At 36.2% G+C, this 18,968-nt stretch carries 16 protein-coding genes; 9 read left to right on the top strand and 7 right to left on the bottom strand.

Annotated elements, in window-relative coordinates; translation table 11 throughout:
- The first annotated feature begins 86 nt into the window (after positions 1–86).
- Positions 87–2,537: a ligase-associated DNA damage response DEXH box helicase gene (locus tag IEV72_RS07035; RefSeq protein WP_373283995.1), complete on the top strand. Its 2,451-nt coding sequence runs from the start codon at positions 87–89 to the stop codon at positions 2,535–2,537.
- Here IEV72_RS07035 and IEV72_RS07040 read toward each other — a convergent pair.
- Positions 2,534–3,217 (bottom strand): LysE family translocator, encoded by a 684-nt coding sequence (locus tag IEV72_RS07040; protein WP_188458392.1) that lies wholly within the window; start codon positions 3,215–3,217, stop codon positions 2,534–2,536. The two genes, IEV72_RS07035 and IEV72_RS07040, sit on opposite strands and share 4 nt — an antisense overlap.
- Before the next feature lie 175 nt (positions 3,218–3,392).
- Between IEV72_RS07040 and IEV72_RS07045 the strand changes: the two genes are divergently transcribed.
- The 3 genes from IEV72_RS07045 to IEV72_RS07055 all read left to right on the top strand — a co-directional run bounded on the left by IEV72_RS07045 (position 3,393) and on the right by IEV72_RS07055 (position 6,548).
- A complete protein-coding gene (locus IEV72_RS07045) occupies positions 3,393–5,078 on the top strand; it encodes a glutamine--tRNA ligase/YqeY domain fusion protein (RefSeq protein ID WP_188458393.1) in 1,686 nt (561 codons plus the stop codon).
- A 421-nt stretch (positions 5,079–5,499) separates the two neighbouring features.
- A complete protein-coding gene (locus tag IEV72_RS07050) occupies positions 5,500–5,961 on the top strand; it encodes a mobile mystery protein A (protein ID WP_188458440.1) in 462 nt (153 codons plus the stop codon).
- Complete coding sequence (locus tag IEV72_RS07055) at positions 5,952–6,548, top strand: mobile mystery protein B (protein WP_188458394.1); 597 nt, start codon at positions 5,952–5,954, stop codon at positions 6,546–6,548. Before IEV72_RS07050 ends, IEV72_RS07055 begins: the two co-directional genes overlap by 10 nt.
- Positions 6,549–6,574: 26 nt before the next feature.
- On the opposite strand, the gene IEV72_RS07060 is transcribed toward IEV72_RS07055, so the two are convergent.
- The gene (locus tag IEV72_RS07060; protein WP_188458395.1) at positions 6,575–8,113 is read right to left on the bottom strand and encodes a lytic transglycosylase domain-containing protein; all 1,539 of its coding nucleotides are present in this window, start codon (positions 8,111–8,113) and stop codon (positions 6,575–6,577) included.
- Positions 8,114–8,242: 129 nt separating this feature from the next.
- Between IEV72_RS07060 and IEV72_RS07065 the strand changes: the two genes are divergently transcribed.
- From IEV72_RS07065 to IEV72_RS07085, 5 genes are all read left to right on the top strand, one after another.
- Positions 8,243–9,328, top strand: coding sequence for a ferredoxin--NADP reductase (locus IEV72_RS07065; protein WP_308420165.1), 1,086 nt, complete (start codon positions 8,243–8,245; stop codon positions 9,326–9,328).
- A 77-nt stretch (positions 9,329–9,405) separates the two neighbouring features.
- Positions 9,406–9,651 carry an AbrB/MazE/SpoVT family DNA-binding domain-containing protein gene (locus tag IEV72_RS07070; RefSeq protein WP_188458396.1) on the top strand — a complete coding sequence of 82 codons (246 nt, stop codon included), beginning with the start codon at positions 9,406–9,408 and terminating at the stop codon, positions 9,649–9,651.
- On the top strand, positions 9,642–9,965 hold the full coding sequence (locus IEV72_RS07075; protein WP_188458397.1) for a type II toxin-antitoxin system PemK/MazF family toxin: 324 nt from the start codon (positions 9,642–9,644) through the stop codon (positions 9,963–9,965). Before IEV72_RS07070 ends, IEV72_RS07075 begins: the two co-directional genes overlap by 10 nt.
- A gap of 137 nt (positions 9,966–10,102) precedes the next feature.
- Positions 10,103–10,543 (top strand): hypothetical protein, encoded by a 441-nt coding sequence (locus IEV72_RS07080; RefSeq protein WP_188458398.1) that lies wholly within the window; start codon positions 10,103–10,105, stop codon positions 10,541–10,543.
- Between the two features lie 44 nt (positions 10,544–10,587).
- Complete coding sequence (locus IEV72_RS07085) at positions 10,588–11,214, top strand: class I SAM-dependent methyltransferase (protein WP_188458399.1); 627 nt, start codon at positions 10,588–10,590, stop codon at positions 11,212–11,214.
- Positions 11,215–11,218: 4 nt separating this feature from the next.
- On the opposite strand, the gene IEV72_RS07090 is transcribed toward IEV72_RS07085, so the two are convergent.
- The 5 genes from IEV72_RS07090 to IEV72_RS07110 form a co-directional block, all read right to left on the bottom strand.
- A complete protein-coding gene (locus IEV72_RS07090) occupies positions 11,219–12,094 on the bottom strand; it encodes a cupin-like domain-containing protein (protein ID WP_188458400.1) in 876 nt (291 codons plus the stop codon).
- Between the two features lie 114 nt (positions 12,095–12,208).
- Complete coding sequence (gene bioB, locus IEV72_RS07095; protein WP_188458401.1) at positions 12,209–13,306, bottom strand: biotin synthase BioB; 1,098 nt, start codon at positions 13,304–13,306, stop codon at positions 12,209–12,211.
- Positions 13,307–13,386: 80 nt separating this feature from the next.
- Positions 13,387–14,547 carry a beta-ketoacyl synthase N-terminal-like domain-containing protein gene (locus IEV72_RS07100; protein ID WP_188458402.1) on the bottom strand — a complete coding sequence of 387 codons (1,161 nt, stop codon included), beginning with the start codon at positions 14,545–14,547 and terminating at the stop codon, positions 13,387–13,389.
- Positions 14,548–14,839: 292 nt separating this feature from the next.
- A complete protein-coding gene (locus IEV72_RS07105) occupies positions 14,840–17,968 on the bottom strand; it encodes a UvrD-helicase domain-containing protein (protein ID WP_188458403.1) in 3,129 nt (1,042 codons plus the stop codon).
- 18 nt (positions 17,969–17,986) lie between these two features.
- Entirely contained in the window at positions 17,987–18,952 is a 966-nt protein-coding gene (locus IEV72_RS07110) for a DUF8457 domain-containing protein (RefSeq protein WP_188458404.1), read from the bottom strand.
- Positions 18,953–18,968 lie beyond the last annotated feature (16 nt).

The following is an 18,968-nucleotide window of genomic DNA, read 5'->3' on the forward strand; positions in this document are numbered from 1 at the left end:
AAATAATTGAAATCTGCTTCAACCTTGGGGCAGATTTTTTTTTTGAATAATTGGCTTTTCACATACTTTTGATACGAATGATGAATATGAAAAAAGAAGTATTTCAACAGAAAATTGAAAACTGGTTTCAAAAACAAGGCTGGACTGCATTTCAATTTCAAAAAGATACTTGGGAAGCATACTTAAGTGGAAAGAATGGCTTGCTCAACGCGCCAACAGGCAGCGGAAAAACCTACGCGCTATGGATTCCCATTCTTACTGAATTGGTGGAAGCAGCCGAAAAACCTAAGGAAAACAAAGGTTTAAAAGCAGTTTGGATTACTCCACTTCGTGCCCTTTCTTTAGAAATAAAACAATCTATTGAACGGCTTGTGAATGATTTGGATTTGCCATTCAGCGTTGGTATACGAACAGGCGATACACCACAAAATGAAAGGGCTAAACAAAAACGAAACATGCCCGATTTTTTAATTACTACCCCAGAAAGTTTGCAGCTTTTGTTGGCCAGTAAAAATTACCCTAAAACCTTCAAAAATTGCAAAGCCATTGTAGTAGACGAATGGCACGAATTGCTCGGCACCAAACGCGGAGTACAAATGGAATTAGCGCTTTCCAGATTAAAAAACTGTACAGATAATCTGAAAATTTGGGGAATTTCTGCTACCATCGGAAACCTAAATCAAGCCTTGGAAGTTTTACTTGGCAATGCTGCTTCAAATAAAAAGCAAACCGCTTTAATCAAAGCCAACCTAAAAAAGAAAATTATCGTGGAAAGTGTGATTCCTAAGGAAATGGAAAAGTTTCCCTGGCGAGGTCATTTGGGAATTCATCTGTTAGAACAAATTATTCCCATTATTAAAAATTCCAAAACCACCTTGATTTTTACCAACACGCGTTCGCAATGCGAAATTTGGTTTCAAAAAATACTAGAACAATATCCTGAGTTTGCGGGAGAATTGGCCATGCACCACGGAAGCATCAACAAAGAAACCCGAATTTGGGTAGAACAAGCCATTAGGAATGAAAGCTTAAAAGCCGTGGTTTGTACTTCCAGTTTAGATTTGGGAGTGGATTTTGCTCCAGTAGAAACCATCATACAAATCGGTGGACCAAAAGGAGTAGCTCGATTTCTCCAACGCGCCGGACGAAGCGGACACCAACCGGGAAAGACCAGTAAAATTTACTTTTTGCCCACCCATGCCATCGAGTTAATCGAAGCTTCTGCATTACAAAAAGCCGTTGAGCAAGAAGCGGTGGAAGACCGATTGCCATACCTAAATTCCTACGATGTATTGGTGCAGTATTTAATCACTTTAGCAGTTTCGGATGGGTTTTATCCTAATGAAATTTTCCCTGAAATACAATCTACCTTTTGCTTTCAAGCCATTACAGAAGAACAATGGAATTGGGCTTTGAATTTCATTGTATACGGTGGGCAATCGCTTCAAAATTACGCTGAATACAAAAAAGTGGAGATTGAAGAAGATGGCAAATTTAAAGTAAATCACCGTGGTATTGCCATGCGACATCGCCTTCAAATTGGCACCATTGTTAGCGATGCGGTGTTAACGGTGAAGTACATCAGCGGTGGCTTTTTAGGTTCGATTGAAGAATGGTTCATTTCAAAATTAAAACCTGGCGATGTTTTCACTTTCGCAGGTAGAAATTTGGAATTGGTGCGCATTAAAAGTATGCAGGTTTTGGTTCGAAAATCCAAACAAAAAACAGCAAAAGTTCCCAGTTGGATGGGCGGAAGATTGAGTTTGTCTTCCCAAATGTCGGAGCTATTAAGAGCCGAATTGTACGCAGCTCATCAGCCAAATAAGTCAAAAGAATTGCAAGCCCTAGCCCCTATTTTTGAACGCCAAGAATTGGAATCTATCATTCCAACAGACAAGGAGTTTTTAATCGAAACTTTTTCAACTAGAGAAGGAAATCACCATGTATTTTATCCTTTTGAAGGTCGATTTGTTCATGAAGCTTTGGCGAGTTTATTGGCTTACCGAATTAGTCTTTTGCAACCCATTTCCTTTTCCATCGCCTTTAACGATTATGGATTTGAATTGCTTTCCGACCAAAAAGTAGACATGCAACAGGTGTTGGACAACAATTTATTTTCTTCAGCTTACTTGATGGAAGACTTGCAAAAAAGTTTGAATGCCACCGAAATGGGAAGAAGAAAATTTAGAGATATTGCCGTAATTGCAGGCTTAGTATTTACAGGCTATCCCAACAAAAGTGTACAGAACAAACATTTGCAATCCAGTTCGCAATTAATATTTGATGTGTTTAAAGATTTTGATGCAGATAATTTATTGTATCAACAAGCTTTTGTAGAAACTTTTGAACACAGCTTGGAACAAGGGCGGTTGCAATTGGCAATAGAGCGCATTCAAAAACAAAACATCATTTGGAAGGATTGCCAGTATCCTACTCCGTTTTCGTTTCCAATAATCACCGACCGCTTGCGCGAAAAGCTTTCTTCAGAAAAACTAAAAGACCGTATTCAACGTATGATTAAAAAGCTTCAATCTTAAGTATCAGGCATTATTTCTTCCACGTCTGGGTCAAATTTTTCACTTTGTTCAGGGAAGATTCCTCTAAAGATCAATACCACCCCAAACACAATTATGGTGATGCTTATTATTTTTTTGCTAATCGCTACTCGGGTTGGAGTTAGCTTCTTATTCAGTTTTTTAGCTAATAAAATTTTAAAAATATCAATGACTAAGTATGTAATTAAAACCGTGCTAAAAAATGTAATTAAACGCTTTGGTTGCATATCTAAAGTAGGGCCAAAAATCAGGATTAAACTCAGCCAAAACCCCAGAACGCCAATGTTAATGAAATTGAGTAAAAAACCTTTACCGGCGATGCCTATGTAATCTTTTCCTTTCAATTTTTGAATTTGAAATTTAGCTGAATTTAAAGTGGTTTTTCTAACTTTCAAAAAGCTGATAATGCCATAAGTAGTTAAAACGGTTCCACCAAAAAGAAACAATGCTGGGTCATCTTTAATGCGCATTAATAATTGATTGGTTCCAAAATATGCGATACAAAGAAAAACGACATCGGCTACAATTACGCCTAAATCGAAAGAAAGTGCAGCTCGAAAACCACGCATAGCAGCTGTCTCTAACAAAACAAAAAAAACAGGACCGATTAAAAAGGCCAAAAATAGACCCAACGGTAAAGCAGCTAAAATATCTTGAAGCATAAATTTGACTTATGAGTCAAAGTTAATAAAGATTCGCATTTAAGGCTTCAATTCCTAAGGTTTTCGTTGAAGCTTATATAGCTATTCGAAGTTTTGGACTTCACTCTGTATTTCTTTTTCTGCATTGACCAAGATGAAGTAGAAAATCAGTAAATTCGCAGCTTAATACAAGCTTATGTCAGCAGAGAAAAAATCACTCAATTTTATTGAGCAAATTATAGAAGAAGATTTACAAAACGGGTACACAAAAGATCAATTGAAATTTCGTTTTCCGCCTGAACCCAATGGGTATTTACACATTGGTCATGCTTCTTCCATTTGCCTGAATTTTGGTTTGGGTTTAAAATACAATGCACCTGTTAATCTACGCTTTGATGATACCAACCCTATCAAAGAAGAAAAGGAGTTTGTAGATTCAATAAAAGCTGATGTAGAATGGCTAGGCTTTAAATGGGCGAAAGAATGTTACGCCTCCGATTATTTTCAACAATTGTATGATTGGACAGTTGAACTCATTAAAAATGGCGATGCTTATGTAGACAGCCAAACTTCTGAAGAAATTGCGTCACAAAAAGGAACGCCATCTCAACCCGGTGAAGCAAGCCCGTTTAGAGAACGAAGTGTAGCAGAAAACTTGACTTTATTTGAAGCCATGAAGAATGGAGAAACCAGAGAAAAAGAGCACGTAGTTCGTGCTAAAATAGACATGGCTTCTCCCAATATGCTAATGCGCGACCCAGTGATGTATCGCTGTTTGCACAAAGCGCATCACCGTACAGGAAAGGATTGGAACATTTACCCAATGTACGATTGGGCGCATGGAGAATCAGATTTTATTGAACAAATTTCGCACTCGTTTTGTACGTTAGAATTTCTGCCTCACCGCGAATTGTACAATTGGTTTATCGATAAAGTTTGTAAGCCTGGTGAATTTCCACCCAAACAAAGAGAATTTGCTAGAAGAAACCTAAGCCATACAGTGGTAAGTAAGCGCAAATTGGCTCATTTAGTTGAAAAAGGAATTGTACAAAGTTGGGACGATCCTAGAATGCCTACTATTTCTGGCTTACGTCGCAGAGGCTACACTCCTACTTCCATTAGAAATTTTGCCGATAGCATTGGTATTGGAAAACGTGAAAACAGAATCGATCTTTCGCATTTGGAATTTTGTGCAAGAGAAGATTTAAATAAAACCGCACCTAGAGTAATGGGCGTTTTAGATCCCTTAAAAGTAGTCATTACCAATTATCCAGAAGGAAAAGAAGAATGGTTAACGGCAGAAAACCTGCCTGCTGAACAAGCAGGCAATCCTGAAGATGCTGGAGAACGTCAAGTTCCCTTTTCTCGTGAAATTTATATCGAAAAAGAAGACTTTAGAGAAGAAGCCAACCGTAAGTTTTTTAGATTGAAATTAGACAAGGAAGTCCGTTTAAAGAATGCCTACATCATCAAAGCGGAAAAAGCCATAAAAGATGAAGCAGGAAACATTATAGAAGTGCATTGCACTTACGATGAAGAAAGCAAAAGCGGCAGCGGTACAGAAGCTTCTAAACGAAAAGTAAAAGGAACTTTGCATTGGGTTTCCGTTCCACATGCGGTGCCAGCAGAAGTGCGTTTATACGATCGTTTATTTAGTGTAGAAGACCCAACGGAAGACAAAGAAAAAGACTTTTTAGATTTTGTAAACCCTGATTCCTTAGAAGTAATTACGGCCTACGTAGAACCAAGTTTAAAAGAAGCAAAGGTCGAAGAAGCTTTTCAATTTCAACGCATAGGATATTTTTGTGTAGATCGAGATTCATCAGCAGAAAATTTGGTATTTAACCGCACCGTTACGCTTCGTGATAATTGGAAAGGGTAATATTTATTGATTTTTAAAACTATTGAAATCGGTTTTATTTCAATTTTATTTTAATAGCCTATATTTTAAACCATGGGCTATGGATTTAATACACCATTCAAACAAACTCCTTTTCTATTTTAGATTGAATGCTTAGCTGCTAAAATAATTTGTAGCAAAAAATGTGTTTTTTAACAATTGTCAGAAATTGGTTTGCAAATTAGGAACAAGCTCTAAAAAATTTGGATTTTAATGAAAGTAAAGATTTTCAGGTTGTCAAAATTATTTTCAAGTTCAATAAATATAAAAGAAAGGACGAATACTAGCTATGTTCAAATTAAATCAGTGAATTTTTGTAACTATATATGTTTACATTTTAGTATATTTGTATATTTACATGTTTACTTATTATCAAAAATGTAAACATTTAAGATGACACATGATGAGAAACAAGAGAAGTCTTTTAATTGAACAGCTTGATCAAAAATTGAAACCATTTACAAGAGCAAAATCAGTTACGGTTCCTGAACGTGGTTGGGTCAATGCAATTCGTACGACCTTGAATATGACTTTAGCTCAGTTAGGTAATAAATTAAATATAACTAGACAAGGTGTTAGTAGAATAGAAAAAAGTGAAGCAAAAGGGACAATTTCACTAAATACACTTAAAGAAGTAGCCAACGCAATGGATTTAAAATTGGTTTATGCTTTGGTTCCTAAAAATGAAAATATAGACCAACTCATACAAGACAAAGCAGATAAGTTAGCTAAGAATATAGTTTCAAGAACTCACCAAAACATGAAATTGGAAGACCAAGCTATTCAAGATGAAAAGATCAACAAAACCATTCAAGAATTAGCTTTTGAAATAAAAAGGGAAGTAAGAAAGTCGATATGGGATTAAAACTACAATACATCGATGGCCAAACTCCTTTAGATGAAGACGAAAAAGAAGGACTCAAAATAAAATCGATAACTACTCAAGGTGAGCTTAACGAATTTGAACAATTAAATATTGAAAAGGCTGTGGAATGGTCTATTCACGCCAATTTGAAAGCTGAAAAAATACTAACTGAAACCTTTATTAAAGCTTTTCACAAGAAAATGTATGGCGAAGTATGGAGTTGGGCAGGACATTTTAGAAAATCCGACAAGAATATAGGAGTAGAATGGACGCAAATTGGTATAGAATTAATAAAACTTTTGGACGATACCAGGTTTTGGATTGAAGAAACAAAAATGCCGGCAGAAGAAGTTGCAATTCGGTTTAAGCATAGGCTAGTTTCTATACATTGTTTTCCGAATGGAAACGGGAGACATTCTAGGCTTTTAGCAGATATAATTATGGATTCTGTCTATAAAAAAGAACCTTTTACTTGGCAAAAGTCTAACATGGTTAAGGCAAATACAACCAGAAAACAATACATTGATGCTTTGAAAAAAGCTGATCAAGGTAATATTGAATCACTTATAGAATTTGCTAAAAAATAATTCTATTACAAAAAATGTCTAAGAGTCTAGATTTTCAACTCCATTCCCGGATGTAGTCGAATGCTTTTTAGCTGGTTTTTTTCTTTGATTTCCTTAATACTGACCTGCGGAAACTTACGTGCAATTTTCCACAGCGAATCGCCTTGTTGTACTACATAAGTTTGAAATTCTTTGTTTGTATCGGAAGTGTTTTCAGCTTTAGCTGCTGCATCTTTGTTTGTATTTTGTTTGGTGCCTGCTGAAGCAACAGCCGATAAGTTCTTAGGTTGAATCCGCAAACGTTGACCAATTCTCAGTCGGTCTGAGCGCAAATTATTCCATCGTTTAATGTAGCTTACGCGTACGCCATATCGATTGGCTATGCTTCCTAAGAAATCGCCCGAACGAACTCGATAAGTAATTTGATCTGATGTTTTTACGTAAGCCGGCATCTGTTTTTCTTCTACCGCAATTTGATAGGCTTGGTAACCGTAAATTTCATCTTCATTACTTACAAAAACACCTGCCTGTGGTCTCGGTAAACGCAAGTAATAATTTCGTTTGGCATCGTCTGGAACAATCCCTATTTTGTAACTCGGATTCAAAAAACCTAACCATTCTTCGTCCATGTTTAGGTAATTAGCTACTTCTTTTAATTCCAATAAACCTTTAGTTTGTATAGTGTCTGTTGTAAAATAGCTTTCCTTCGGAATATGATTCGAAAAACCGTGATCTTCTGCATACTCAAATAAATACATGACTGCCTGAAAAGATGGAACATAGCCCGCAGTTTCTCTAGGCAAATAACGTCTGATTTCCCAGTAGTTGGTTTTCCCACCACTTCTGCGGATGGCTTTGTTAACATTTCCAGGTCCCGAATTGTAAGCAGCTAAAGCCAAATCCCAATCGTCAAAAATTCCGTATAACTTTTTTAAATATTTTGCAGCGGCTTCGGTAGATTTTACGGGATCCATGCGTTCGTCTACATAACTGCTCACTTCCAAATCAAACATTTTTCCGGTAGGATACATAAATTGCCAAATTCCAGTAGCACCAACTGGCGATTTTGCTCTCGGGTTTAAAGCCGATTCTACCACAGCTAAATATTTCATTTCTAATGGAATGTCATACCGATCAAAAACTTCTTCAAATAAAGGAAAATAAAAATGACTCAATTCGATAAGTTGCTGTGTCGTTTCAGGGTCGCGCTTCAAATAAAAACCAATTACACTAGCTAAGCTGTTAGTGTATTCTATGTTAAATGGTGTTTTTTTGTTCAGTTGTTCAATTCTTTGTTTAAGCAAATCATCATCAACTTGAAATTGAACACTGTCTAAAGCAGCTAACATCCGTGCTTCATCTACTGTGTTTTTCAAACGGTTTTCACTCAATTTTTTTTGCCAAAGTGAATCGATTTGAATGCTATGCAAATAATCTTTTAAAGCCAACTCAAATTGATTTTCAAAAACCTGATGATAAATGATGTAATCATCAACACGATTAGCGGTTGCTGATTTATTTTTATGTTGTGCCAGTGCGGTAAAGCTGCTTAAACACAAGGCAAAGCAAATAATGAATATACGCATAAATGGTTTTGAAATTGGGTATTATTAGAAATACAATAATATTACTTTCAGGTAGAACTATCAACTCTTTGTTTTATTATTAAGCTTTGCAGATTATTTGTGTTGAATAATCTTTATTTTTTTAATAAAATGGAATACAAAGTTGCAAAAGCTGTTATTTTTGCCGAAAAATTAAACATGAGTAAAGCTTATTCACTTCATATAAAAGATATTCAGAGAGCAACTGAAAAAGCAGTGAAAATTATATTTGATGTGCCAGAAACCCTTCAACAGGAGTTTACTTTTCAGCCTGGACAATACCTCAATTTAGAAACTACTATTGATGGTGAAAAGGTTCGCCGTTCCTATTCCATTTGTTCTTCACCTTCAGAAGAATTGGCCGTTGCAGTAAAAGAATTAGAAGGCGGCGTATTTTCTACCTATGTCAACCGAACTTTAAAAGTAGGCGATGCTTTAGCTGTTTTTCCACCCGAAGGAAACTTTTTGTTACAACCTGCTGAAAACGCAGATACCTATTGCGCTTTTGCTGCAGGTAGCGGAATTACCCCGATGCTTTCCATGATCAAGCAGGTTTTAAAAGAAGGGAAAAACAAATTTGTGTTGGTTTACGGAAATCGTTCGCCAGAAGAAACCATGTTTTTGGAAGAACTGCTGAACCTACAAAAACAACATCCCGAACATTTGTTTGTAGATTATATATATAGTAGAAAACAAGCCGAAGGGGCGACTTTTGGCAGAATTGAGCGTGCAACTATTAATTATGTGCTGAAAAATAAATATGCTGGTGTCGGATTTGCACAATTTTTATTATGCGGACCAGAAGAAATGATTAACCACGCACAAGAAGTTTTGCTGGAAAATGAAGTAAATGAAGACCAAATTGCGTTTGAATTATTTCATACCACCGAAGAAGGAGAAGATGTGGCTAAAGAAGGTTTTTCTGAAATAGAAATCCGTGTAGATGATGAAAGCTACACATTTAGCATGAATCAACAGGATGTAATTTTAGATGCTGCATTAGAAAAAGACATCGATGCTCCCTATTCTTGCCAAGGTGGAATTTGCAGCAGTTGTGTAGCTAAGGTAGTTGAAGGTCAAGCCAAAATGCGAAAAAACCAAATTTTAACCGATGAAGAAATTGAAGAAGGCTTAATTTTAACTTGTCAAGCGCATCCTATTTCCAATCGAATCATCATTGATTATGATGATGTTTAGAAATTAGTAGTCATTAACACAAAAAACTTTGCTGAATAAAACTAATGTTGTTACTTTGTAATTACAATTAAATTGCTATGGAAACTGCCATTATAAAAATTGGAAATTCTAAAGGATTACGTTTAAGTAAAACTGTTTTGGAGAAGTACAACATTAAAGACAAAGTAGAAATGATTTTAGAAAAAGGTCAAATTATTCTAAAACCAATTGATACTCCTAGAAAAAATTGGGAAAAAGCATTTAAGGAAATGAATGCGAATGATGATGATAAATTATTATTTGACGACGTTTTTGATGATGAAAATTTTGACGAATGGAACTAAAACAATATTCAATTGTACTCGTAAATTTAGACCCAACAATTGGAAGCGAAATCAAAAAAACTCGCCCTTGTGTAGTTGTATCGCCTAATGAAATTAATAAGTATCTAAGGACTATTGTTGTGGCTCCAATGACAACAAACCTAAAAAAGTATCCAACAAGAATTGAAGTTAGCCATAACGGAAAAAATGGAATGATTGCGATTGACCAAATTAGAACAATTGACAAAACTCGAATTCTTAGGAGATTTGACCGATTAACGAAATCTGAAATTGCGAATTGCAAGAGCATTATAAAAGAAACATTTGTTGACTAAATTCTGATTGACAATAAATCAAGCTTCTCAAAAAAGTACTAATGCTAATTATGCAAAACATAAGTAGGTAGAGCATTTTCTTAGGGTCACTAAGTATTTTGTACATTAGCATATTATACTTGCAAATTCTTAAACCTATGAAAAAGATAATTTTGTTATTTGCTTTTTTGGGAATGCTTCTTATTTCTTGCTCGAATGATGATCAGCCTAATCCTCCAACTGCAAACGAATGCGATGATGTAGCTGAAATTCTTGAAGAAGCAGATTTTAGTTCCATTGAAACATCCAACTACACCATCATAGATGCTCAAATAAACGATGATTGTTTGGAAATACGTTTTGGCGCTAGCGGATGCGACCCTGAACCTTGGGAAGTGTATTTGTATAGCACAGATGCATTTTATGCTGTTTTCCCTTTACAGAGAGCAGTAAAAATGGAATTGATCAATAATCAAGACTGTGCAGCCTCTTTTGAAGTTGACATTTCATTCGATTTAACAGCTTTTCAAATTGAAGGGCAAAACGAAATCCCATTACAAATTGAAGGCTGGGATGAACAAGTGGTATACGAATATTAAATCAATTAGAACAAGCTTTTTAATCGCACATAAAATTGAACAAATTGGAAGATTTAAACAGAGAAAAACACTGGAACCATATCTACGAAACCAAAGAATTGAAAGAAGTGAGTTGGTATCAACCAAAACCTGAAACTTCTTTAGCGTTTATTGAAGCTTTACAACTTCCAAAATCGGCTAGTATAATCGATATGGGTGGTGGCGATAGTTTTTTGGTAGATCATTTGTTAGCCGCTGGTTTTGAAAACATCACGGTGCTCGATATTTCTGAAAAGGCCATTGAAAAAGCAAAACACCGATTAGGCGATGAAGCTCAAAAAGTGGAATGGGTAGTAGCTGATGTGGCTCGATTTCAAGCCGAAGAAAAATATGATGTTTGGCATGACCGAGCTGCTTTTCATTTTCTGACAGATGAAGTTGAAGTTTCAAACTACGTAAAATCTACAAAACAACATGTGAAGCCAAAAGGCCACTTAATTATAGGAACTTTTTCTGAAAACGGCCCAAAAAAATGCAGCGGAATTGAAATCAAACAATATTCAAAAGAAGCTTTAACGGCTCAATTTCAAGAAGGTTTCGAAAAAGTTGAATGCATAAACCACAACCACGAAACGCCATCTGGCTCCATTCAGAATTTTACGTTTTGTAAGTTCAAAAAAGTTGAAGCTTAAAGATTTACTGCTTGCCTGCAAGTCGGTTAGTGCGTTCTATGGCTAGTTTTTCCTTGTATTTCATCCAAGCATCACCACGGAGTTTGCGCATTAAATTTTCTACATTTCGCATAACGGCTAAATTGTAAACCGCTTTGCCGATGTTCATAGCGCTTCTAGGTATGGCACGTAAACTCATCGAAAATCCTGGCGTTAAATAATGCATGTGATGCCAGTAACCTTCTGGCATATAAAGCGTATCGCCATGATTTAATTCAGTTACCATACCTTGTGCATGTTGCAAGGCAGGAAAACGTTCAAAATCAGGATTATCAAAATCAATCTCGTTTAGCGTAACTAAAGAATTAGGTACTTTATATAGGTATTTGGTTTCAGAAGGTGGAAACAAAATACAGCGTTTTTTACCTTCAAAATGAACATGTAAAATATTGGCAAAATCGATATCGTAATGCATGAACACTTTGGAATCTTTTGCACCAAAAAACAAGAAGGGTAAGTCTTTTAAAAACTTAATTCCTAGTTTGGGTGCTTCAAAGTGATTCTGCAATTCAGGAACTTCTTTAATTAAATTGAAAAGAAATATTCGATAAGATGTTTTCTCTGATTTTAGCAAATCAATATATTCTTCGAGTTTCATTTTAGCATGTGGCTCGTTGAATTTATTTTTATGACTAATAGGGCGATTATCGTATAAAGGAACCTCTACATTACCAGCAATTTCTTTGAAATAATCAAATCTCCAAAGATCGAAAGCTTTCCAGTTATTGGTCAAGCCTTCAATAACCACAGGTTTCTGTGGTTTTACGAAACGCTCAACAAAATCAACACTAGAAATTGATTTTACACGTGGAATTTCAGTTAAATTCAATGTTTTGCTCATTTAATTCATGTTTAATCACTTAAGTTTCACTTAAACAACTCCACAAAAATACAAAAAGAAAATTTGATTTAACTACAATGTTCCTAAAGCAGTTTTTTTGCTTTCAAAAACAACTTAAACCTTGGTCTTTGCTGCTTTTGCTTTTTCCTTTGCTTCCAAATTTCTATCGATTGTATGCCCTGGTCTAGTCCATTTTGGTTTTTCGCCCAAGGGTTTGTATTCAGATTGATCAGCATCTACTGTTTTGGGTTGAGACTTTTTAGTAAAAGGCTTCATCGGTTCTAGGCCTAAAAGCTTAAACAACTCCATGTCTTCGTTTACATCAGGGTTAGGTGTAGTTAACAATTTATCTCCAGCAAAAATAGAATTTGCTCCGGCGAAAAAGCACAATGCTTGTCCTTCTCTACTCATATCTGTACGCCCAGCAGAAAGACGAACTTGAGTTTGGGGCATTACAATTCTTGTAGTAGCAACCATACGAACCATTTCCCAAATGGAAACACGCTCTTGTTCGGCTAATGGAGTTCCTTCAACAGGAACTAACGCATTAATTGGAACAGATTCAGGTTGCGGGTTTAAACTAGACAAAGCTACCAACATGCCTGCTCGGTCTTCAAGATTTTCACCCATACCAATTATTCCACCGCTACATACGGTAACATTGGTTTTTCTAACATTGCTTAAGGTTTCCAAACGGTCTTCGTAACCGCGTGTAGAAATTACTTCTTTGTAATATTCTTCAGATGAATCTAAATTATGGTTGTAGGCATACAAACCTGCTTCCGCTAAGCGTTTAGCTTGGTTTTCGGTAATCATCCCTAGCGTACAACATACTTCCATATCTAGTTTATTGATGGTACGCACCATTTCTAGAACTTGCTCAAATTCTTCACCATCTTTCACATTTCGCCAAGCTGCACCCATACAAACTCTAGAGCTTCCTGATGATTTTGCACGTAAAGCCTGTGCTTTTACTTGGCTAACACTCATTAAATCGTTTCCTTCTATATCGGTATGGTAACGCGCTGCTTGTGGGCAATAGCCACAGTCTTCTGGGCAACCACCCGTTTTTATAGAAAGTAAAGTAGAAACTTGTACTTGATTTGGATTGTGTTCTACTCGATGAACGCTTGCTGCTTGGTACAGCAAATCCATTAAAGGTTGATTGTAAATCTCTAAAATCTCTTCTTTTGTCCAGTCGTGTCTTTGCATGTGATTCAATATTGTATGTTTCAAAAGTAATAAAAGATGTAGTTTATTAAATTGAATTTGAAATTATTCTCTTGAAGAATTTATAATTTACTAATTATCAAGCTGACAGCATTTCCGCCAAAACCAACCGCATTAACCATAATATGATTGATTTCTTGTGGAATTTCAGCATTTTTATAAAACGGATTAGGTATACATTCCTGATGTTGAAGCATGAGCAAAGCTAACTCTAAACTCATGGCTCCGGATGCAGCATACGTGTGGCCTATTTTCCATTTGTTGGTGGTTAAAAATGGTGTTTTTTCAAATACGTTTTGAATGGCATTTAATTCAGCTTCATCGCCTTTTATGGTTCCTGGGGCATGCATTATAATGGCATCAACTTGTTTTAAACGAGCATCGGTAAGAGCCATTTTCATTGAATCTTGAAAGCATTTTGCATCCGAAGAAATAGCAATACTATGTTTAATTTGCTCGTTTGCAAATCCTAAACCAGAAATTCGAGCTACTGCATTTTCAGATTGAGTAGAAAGTGCGAAAACACTGGCCGCTTCGCCCAAAACCAAAGTGTTACTTTGTTTATTGAAGTTTAAACTATGGCAAGGAAATTTCTCATTAAGGTTTGAGTATAATTTCAAGGCTTCTAGTTGAGCTAGTGTAAACGGAGTTAAAGGTGCTTCGGTGCCACCAACTATAAAACTTGTAGCCATTCCAGATTGTAGCCATGCAGCAGCATTCAAAATTCCATGCAAAGCCGTTGAGCAAGTAATGGAATGCGAAATTACAGCACCTGATGTTCCTAAATCTTGTGCAACCCAAGAAGATAAATTACCAAGTGTGGTTGTGGGAGAAGTTCGGCTAGCTACACTTCCTGTTTCTAAAAATTCTTGATGATGCTGTTCAAATAATTGAGTCGCACCACGGGAAGAACCCAAATTTACTCCTGTATTGTTTAATGGAAAATCTGAAGATTTAGCGAGGTTTTTTTTTAATTTTCTTGATGCTAAAATGGCAAATAACACACTTTCATCTAGGTATTGATATGTTTTTTTTTCGCTTTTAAGCAACTCTGCTTCAACTTTCACTTTAGCTGATACTGGACTCACCCAATATTCCTTTTCTACATGTTTTCTTCGTTTGAAATAAGCTCGTGGATTTTGGTAAGCTTCCCAGACTTCGCTTGCCGATATCCCTAAAGCAGAAACAGAAGCAAATCCGTTGATGTATAAGTCTTTTTTCAAAGCCAAAATTTTGGGCAAATATCGGTTACAAATAACAAAATCCCTTGCAATAAAGGGATTTTGTAGTATTGGTCTAAAGATGAAGCCAAAATAGTTGGTAAGGATGAAGCCTAAACGAGATTATAGCAACAAGACAGCAAATATAACTGTTTATGAAAGTCTGCGGAATACCTTCTAATGGGTATATTTAGAATGAAATATTAGATAATGAAATAAGATTGATTTCTGTAATAATGTATGAATAGACCTTTTCTAAAAATCACATATACAGTGGATTATAGACAAGGCTTTATTACACCTCCACCACTTCCAAATTATCATTTAAATACACCAAGAATGTTTTTTCTACCTGATAACCCAAAGCCTCAACGGCAATTTGATAGGTTTTGATTTGCTGCTGGTGGTTGGCGTTCGGACTTCCGGTTTTGTAGTCGATAATAACCGCTGTTTTTCCTTTTAAGCAAATTCGGTCAGGCCTAAAAAGTTGCTGCTGATAAGCGATTTCTTGTTCATTTAAAATTTGCCAATCGGTTTCAAAATAAGCCGTTAAGTCAGGATGCATGGTGATTTGTTGAAGCCAATCCTGATAGAGTTGAGCTTCGTCTTTGGCAATCCAACCGGCTAAAATGCCTTTGTTTAAAGCTAGTAATACATCGGCTTTGCCTTTGATGTTTGCCATGAGTTCGTGCAGAATATTTCCGCGTTCTATCGCTAATTGAAGCTCGTCATTAAACAAATTTGCTGCATTGGTGAGCAAGCTTAAATGGGTATTGGGTCTGTTGAATTGCAATTGCAAATTATGCTTAGCTGTTTCTGTCGGAGCTGGAAATATAAAGTCATTTCCAAAATGGTATTGAAATTTGTCTTCTTCCCAATCTCCACGAACTTGCAAAAATTCATAAAACATAGCGGAATAGGAATTTTCCACAAATCCAATTCCATTTTTGTTTTCCTTGTATGCACTAAAAATATACATTTCCTTAGCAGCTCGCGTCAAAGCGACATAAAGTAAATTAATAGAATTAAAGGTCGTTTTGTTTTTTAGTTCGGTATAAATCTTTGCTTTTTCTTGATCGAGTTCCTTGTAAATGGTCGATTTTCCGCTTGCCAACACAAAAGGCATTTCTGGGTTTTCTGTGGGAATCCAAAATTTTTCAAGATTGGTATCGTCCATTTTTTCGGTGGCAAAAGGAAACAACACAATGGAAAACTGCAAACCTTTACTCTTATGAATGGTCATGATTTGCACTGCATTTTCACCTTCGGGTGCGCTTATGCTTTTATTATCTTGAACCCGTTCCCAATACACCAGAAAGCTTTGCAAATCGCCAGCTTGTTTGTTGGAAAACGCAAAGACTTCATCTAAGAAAAACTGCAAATAGGCATCTGCTTTTTCCAAATCTAAAAAACAATGAATGGTATATTCCACTGCATCGTATATGGGCAAAGCTGCACATTTCAGTGGGGAAAACGCAAAACCCAATTCGGCTATGCTGTTCCAAATGTTTTTTTGTTGAAAAGCTTCCGCTAAAAAGTTGTGTTTTTCAGTGGTACTAAATTGCCTTTCATTTAACAAATAATCCAATAATAGGTAAGCTTCTTCTTGGTTGTTTTCGTTTTCTAAACACTTCAACAAAGCGATTAAAAACTGGACTTCTTTGCTGTTGGAAATCAATAAAGTTTCAGATGAAATAATAGGAATTTGTACTTCATTTAAAGCTTTAGCCACGGCAATTCCCTGTTTTTTCTTCCTCACTAACACACAAAAATCTTTGTATTGTACTTCATTTGAAGCCATTCGGGTTTGAATACAACGCACTACTTTCTGCGGAAAAACTTCCAAGGCTTCTTCGGCGTTTTGAATCGGAGAAAAATCGATGCTTACTTTACCCAATTGTTCTTTTTTGGGTGATTTTTGAGCAGCTTGGCTATATAATGCTTGCACTTCTGGAACTTCAATTGAAGCGGCAACAAATTCAAAAAAAGCATTGTTGAATTGTATGATTTCTTGTTCACTACGGTAATTGTAATCCAAACTTTTTGCAGTAACTTCAATAGGAAACGGCGTTTGGCCATTGCTTAAATTGATGAATTGTTGCGCATCGCCACCACGCCAAGCGTAAATGGATTGCTTGGCATCGCCGATTAAACTCAAGCTGCCATGGCCATATTCGGGATGTGCTATTACCAAAGCTTCTTCCACCAAAGGAATCAAATTTTCCCATTGCATGCTAGACGTATCCTGAAATTCGTCGATAAAATAATGCTGAAAACGTTCGCCCAATCGTTCATAAATAAATGGCGCGGGTTGCTGTTTTACTTGTTCGCTTATCTTTTTGTTGAAATCGGATATCAACACCAAATTGCGTTCGGTTTTAATGTCTGCCAACTCTTGTTGAACCACATTCAGCAACGAAAGTTGAGTGATATAACTTTTAATTTTTTGGGTGTAGTTGTGTTCAAAATAGGTTTGCTTGGACTGTTTGTAAAGTTGAACAATTTCATCTCGAAGCGCATCTATGCTTGCTTTTTGGTCTTCAGCTGTGCTTTTGTTGTAAAAGGCAGTGGTTTCAATTTCATCTTGCCATTTGGTATTGAACGAAAGGCTTGGGTTTTCATTATTTAATTTTTCAAAATACTTTGGAATGCTACCACGTGTAAAACTACTTGCTTCAATTTGATGATTTTCAAGTAATTCAAAAAAACCTTTGCCGATATCATTAAGTTTTTTCAGCAAGTCTTTTTCTTTTTGTTTAAGCGCTTTTTTATGTTTTATAAAGGCACTTAATCGAAGCGCTTGCAATGCCGCAATAGGTTCAGCATCTTGTTCTTTCAGTAATAATTTTGAAGCTTCAAACACATCTTTGCTGATGTTTCCACTTTTGTCTTCTTCGGTTTTTTCCAAAGCAAAATCTACTAAAACCTGAGTGAGTTGCTCGTCTTCTCCGGCTTTATCGATTACTCTGTCTACGGCTTCTTCTAAAATAACCTGAGTTTCCAATTCAATTTCAAAATTGTTGGTCAGCCCCAAATCTTTAGCAAACGTACGAATGATGCGCTGCGTAAAGGCATCGATAGTAGAAATTTCAAAAGCGGCGTAATTGGCAAGCAAGTGTTTCAAAATCTGACCTGCTTTTTCCGAAATCGCTTCATCGGTTAATTGCGTTTTTGCTTTTACTTGTTCGTACAGCGCTTTTTTGTCATCGGGAATTTCGGTTTTGCTAAATGCAATCAGGTGTTCTAGCACACGCGATTTCATTTCGCCAACGGCTTTGTTGGTAAACGTAATGGCCAACACCCGCTGAAAAGCAAAAGGATCTTTGGCCAGTAGTAAAATAGACAAATAATCTACGGTAAGCGTAAAGGTCTTACCCGAACCGGCGGATGCATTGTAAATTACGAAAGGAGAAGATTTTTCCATGCCATGAAAATACAAATCTTATCCTAATTTAGCTTCCAAAATCTCCAAAAAACGTTGTTTCACAGCTTCGTGTTCTTCCCAAGCATAGTTGGGTTTTACTTGAGTAGTTAAATAGGTTTTAGCTTCTTGAAAACTAGAAAACTCACTCATTTTTGCCATTACTCTATTGTAGGCTTCAATATTTCCATCAAAAAGTTTTTTGGTAAATGCCAAACGGTCGTTCAAACCGATTTTCAATTCCGTTTTAAGCTGATCGTTCAAGGATTTTTTGTCTTGTGAAAACAAATCCATAGTCCGTTGTGGTTTTGGCTTTTCTTCTTCGGTATTTGGTTCTTCCGATTCATCTTTATTTTCAATAGATGCGTCTTCAGTTACATCTGAAACTCTCTCCGTTGTTTCTTCTGTTGAAACTTCCTTAGATTTAGCTTCTTCTTTGCTGGGTTGGTTTACTTCTTCGGCAGGTTTTTGAGTTGAAGCTTTTTCTGGTGCGGGTTCAAAGTCGGGCAATTCGTCAAAATGAACGCCAAAATCTTCTTCGCTTAAGCCATGTGTTTTGGGTTGAAAAGTAGCTTGCTTTTCAGTTGAAATGGCTTCTGTTGGAGTTGAATTTTCTTCCTTTTCTTCAGCAGCTTCAATTTGAGTTGATTCCTCTTCTTCTGAAATGGATTTTTCAGGTGCTAGGTTTTCAGTTGAAGCATTTTCTTTAGTTTCCGATTTTTCAACTGGTAAGCTTTCTTTTTCAGGTTTTGGTGTGGTTTCATCTGGCGTAATAACTTCATCTAAATCCATTTCAAAAGCACTTTTAAATGCCGCTTTACCAATATTGGGTTGCTTGCCTGCAAAATGTTTTTCAGCAAAGGAAAGCACACAAAGTTTTTCGTAAAGTAAGCCCGCTTTTTCTTTTAGTTCGTGCACATTATCGCCTTTCGATTTTAAAATGCTGTGGGCAAGGCTGGTTAATTCGCCTTCTAATACTTTCTTCATAACTTTATGATTTAGT

Origin of the sequence: Psychroflexus planctonicus, assembly GCF_014640195.1 — a bacterium.
Taxonomy (GTDB): Bacteria; Bacteroidota; Bacteroidia; order Flavobacteriales; family Flavobacteriaceae; genus Psychroflexus; species Psychroflexus planctonicus.

What these genes read in the sequence shown, in the direction of transcription:
- IEV72_RS07060 (WP_188458395.1), bottom strand. Translation starts at nt 8,113, where the DNA reads ATGCGTATATTCATTATTTGCTTTGCCTTGTGTTTAAGCAGCTTTACC.
- IEV72_RS07080 (WP_188458398.1), top strand. Translation starts at nt 10,103, where the DNA reads ATGAAAAAGATAATTTTGTTATTTGCTTTTTTGGGAATGCTTCTTATT.
- IEV72_RS07090 (WP_188458400.1), bottom strand. Translation starts at nt 12,094, where the DNA reads ATGAGCAAAACATTGAATTTAACTGAAATTCCACGTGTAAAATCAATT.
- IEV72_RS07105 (WP_188458403.1), bottom strand. Translation starts at nt 17,968, where the DNA reads ATGGAAAAATCTTCTCCTTTCGTAATTTACAATGCATCCGCCGGTTCG.
- IEV72_RS07045 (WP_188458393.1), top strand. Translation starts at nt 3,393, where the DNA reads ATGTCAGCAGAGAAAAAATCACTCAATTTTATTGAGCAAATTATAGAA.
- IEV72_RS07070 (WP_188458396.1), top strand. Translation starts at nt 9,406, where the DNA reads ATGGAAACTGCCATTATAAAAATTGGAAATTCTAAAGGATTACGTTTA.
- IEV72_RS07055 (WP_188458394.1), top strand. Translation starts at nt 5,952, where the DNA reads ATGGGATTAAAACTACAATACATCGATGGCCAAACTCCTTTAGATGAA.
- IEV72_RS07050 (WP_188458440.1), top strand. Translation starts at nt 5,500, where the DNA reads ATGAGAAACAAGAGAAGTCTTTTAATTGAACAGCTTGATCAAAAATTG.
- IEV72_RS07110 (WP_188458404.1), bottom strand. Translation starts at nt 18,952, where the DNA reads ATGAAGAAAGTATTAGAAGGCGAATTAACCAGCCTTGCCCACAGCATT.
- IEV72_RS07065 (WP_308420165.1), top strand. Translation starts at nt 8,243, where the DNA reads ATGGAATACAAAGTTGCAAAAGCTGTTATTTTTGCCGAAAAATTAAAC.
- IEV72_RS07075 (WP_188458397.1), top strand. Translation starts at nt 9,642, where the DNA reads ATGGAACTAAAACAATATTCAATTGTACTCGTAAATTTAGACCCAACA.
- IEV72_RS07035 (WP_373283995.1), top strand. Translation starts at nt 87, where the DNA reads ATGAAAAAAGAAGTATTTCAACAGAAAATTGAAAACTGGTTTCAAAAA.
- IEV72_RS07040 (WP_188458392.1), bottom strand. Translation starts at nt 3,217, where the DNA reads ATGCTTCAAGATATTTTAGCTGCTTTACCGTTGGGTCTATTTTTGGCC.
- bioB (WP_188458401.1), bottom strand. Translation starts at nt 13,306, where the DNA reads ATGCAAAGACACGACTGGACAAAAGAAGAGATTTTAGAGATTTACAAT.